2 protein-coding genes are annotated in these 3,096 nt (G+C 33.7%); both read left to right on the top strand.

Annotated elements, in window-relative coordinates:
- Window positions 1-88, top strand: an 88-nt coding sequence (locus AC2A1C_RS15710) for a T9SS type A sorting domain-containing protein (RefSeq protein WP_484026873.1), incomplete at its 5' end; no start/stop codon positions are given.
- Between the two features lie 5 nt (window positions 89-93).
- A partial coding sequence (locus AC2A1C_RS15705) for a hypothetical protein (protein ID WP_484026874.1) occupies window positions 94-3,096 on the top strand: 3,003 nt, incomplete at its 3' end.

The following is a 3,096-nucleotide window of genomic DNA, read 5'->3' as shown; positions in this document are numbered from 1 at the left end:
TAATACGAGTGCTCTTCCGCAAGGTGTGTATGTGGTGACCGCAACAACCAAAAACAAAAAAGTATCAACTAAAATTGTGAAGAAATAATAATTATGAGAAAGATAAGTACATTAACTTTTGTCATATTAATGGCAAATACACTTTCAAGTCAAAATGTATCGTTTACTCCAACCATAGATATATATCCAAAAACTCCTGATGCAGGATCTCTCTCTAAGCACATAGATATTCCGCCAGGAAATTTTACAGGAGTTGCTGATTTTACCATTCCTATATATACCATAGATATGGATGGAGAAAAAATCCCCATTCAATTACAATATACAACTACAGGAGTTAAGGTTAGTGAAATTGCTAGTCGTGTGGGATTAGGTTGGGCATTAAATACAGGCCCTCATTTATCTCAACAAATTATGGGAGATATGGATAAGAGAGCTGAAAAACCTATTCTTAGAGGCGAAATAATTGAGCCTTGTCAGAAAGGGCCTGTCTATCCTTTTACTGATCCTTGTGGAATTGCATTGAGTGCAGTTGGCCAAAGAAGCTTTAATAATGATCTTGTTTATGATCAGAAACCTGATATATACTCTTATAGTTTATTAAATGGAAGCGGTCAATTTATTTTGGATTACAGTGGAACATTTGGAATACCACGTCCTTTCAATATGATCAAAATAAAGCCGATAAGCAACTATGGTGTTAAAATAGATGGCATGGAAATGACTGATGAAAAAGGAAATTTTTATTATTTCAATAACAATAATTTGGAAGGATCAGGAACTATCGAAAATACCAGTACTTGTGATCCTAAAGTAATACCGATTGAAATTGATTATCAGCCTAATTATAAAATTGAGAGAATAAAATTTCCCAATAATAAAGAAATTACTTACTCCTATCAAAAAACTACCAATTCCACGTATGTAACTTCTATTATGGAACAAGATAATATCGATCGATACTGGGTTCCATATGACACGGCCAGTTTTGATCCGCTTATATTACCTCCTGACAGATGTGTCAATAAAACCCATTCTTTAGATAAAGCTCTTACACAAATCAATTTTGACGAAGGAAAAGTATTATTTTACTATAATAATGATCCGGAAGGATTTACTGAAAATATAAGACAAGACTTAAACGGTGAAGTTTACCTGACAAAAGTAGTAGTAAAAGACAATAATAACCATACTATAAGAGATATATCTTTAGTTTACGATTATTTTATAACAAATGACTCTTCTCCAGTGCTTTATGGAAATTCGTCATATGCTAATACTCCAGATATGTATAAGCGTCTAAAACTTATAAAAGTCAGGGATAATTTATCAAACGGGGAATATGGTTTGACATATTATGGTGATGAAGAGAACCAGTTTTTACCACACCGATTGTCTTTTTCACAGGATTTTTGGGGCGTGTATAACGGAAAACCTAATAACTCTCCCATACCTACGGTAAAAACAAAGAAAATCATAGATACAAGAGTAAGAGTATACTTGGGAGCAGACAAGCAACCGGACTTTAATTTCGGGGTAATTGGAAATCTGAAAAAAATAAAATATCCAACGGGAGGCTATACACAAATTACTTACGAAGCAGATGATTATAAATTATTTGAAGATGTTGGTTCTGTATATGGTTATGAATCACGTGAATCAGAAGAAGCTGATTTATACATGCCTTATCTTGAATTTGAAATTTTAGATAATGGTTTTCCTATTTATAACCAGAGTATTATTTTATATGATTCTAAATGTGCTGAAAATTCACAAATTCCAGTTACTTCGAGTACTCCTCAATGGGAATTATGGAAAAAAAACAGTTCCGGACAATTTACTAAAAAAGGTGATGGAGCTGTTTGCACAAAAACAATTGACCGTCCTATTAGTGATGATCCTGGTATTTACAGGCTAAAAGTATATGAAACATCTATTGATGGTGCTCCAATCCCACCAACCGGCACCAGAATAATAAAGGCTAAATACAATTGGCTAAATGAATATGTGATAACAAATTCAGATGTTAGAAAAACGGGTAATATCAGGATAAAACAAATTGAATCCAATTCAGTGGATGCTGGGAAAATTGTCAGAAAATATGCCTATATAAATCCTGACACCAATCAGTCCAGTGGAATCAACCATGGAGAAGAGCAATTTGTTGCTTTAAAATATCAGGAATTTGATCTGCCTCGTAAGCTGACACCTTTAGGTCCGGGAAGATATATGCGATACCTGAGCAGGATTAATAATCCCGGATGGCAGATCAATACCGTAAGAGGAAAAGCTGTAGGATATGAATATGTTCAGGAGATCTATGAATCTTCTCTAAATCCTGCTGCAAATTATAAAAAGGAATACAAATATAAAAATGATCCGACTACTATCTTATATGATCCTTGGTCACCTATTAACGTTTCTTATCCTGTTCAAGAATTGGATAGGGGGCTTTTACAGGAAGAAAAATTATATGATAGTGCTGGAAATATAGTAAGGAACACTGAAATGGAATACGGTTATGACAATTATTTTAACAAAGATGCTACCATGAATCCATATCCGGGATTTAGTAGCAGCGTTATATCAAAAGGTTTGGAAATTCAGGTTAAAAAAATAGACAGGACTAATTCATCTGTATTAGGACCAACCGGATTTTATTTCTTCAACAAAGTAGATTTTAATATTAACAATATGTGGATTAAAAATGTGAAAACCAAAACAACAGATTATATTAATAATGTGCCTACCACTATAACAGAGCAGGTGGCAGCATATTCCAATCCTCCACAGCATACATTTCCAACAAGCCAAACATTAAAAAATGGAAATGGGGATATACTGAATTCTCAACATTACAAATACGCCGCTGAAAAGTCCAACTCTTATCTTACGGGCAAGAATATGGTGGGTATTCCATTAGAAACAGAGGTAAAAGAGAACGGAATAATGATCTCTAAAACTCAGACCAATTATCCTACAACAGAAACAGAGGCAAAACAAAGAATAGTAAATAATATCAATAATAAAGACTATGCTCTTCCTTTTGATGTGTCCAGTAAAGATATGCAACCAACAGGAGGTATGAATAACGAA

It is taken from the genome of Chryseobacterium sp. HNCC26DJ241, from assembly GCF_057180505.1.
The sequence above is the reverse complement of the archived record's forward strand: the minus strand, read 5'-3'. Positions and strand labels throughout refer to the sequence as shown.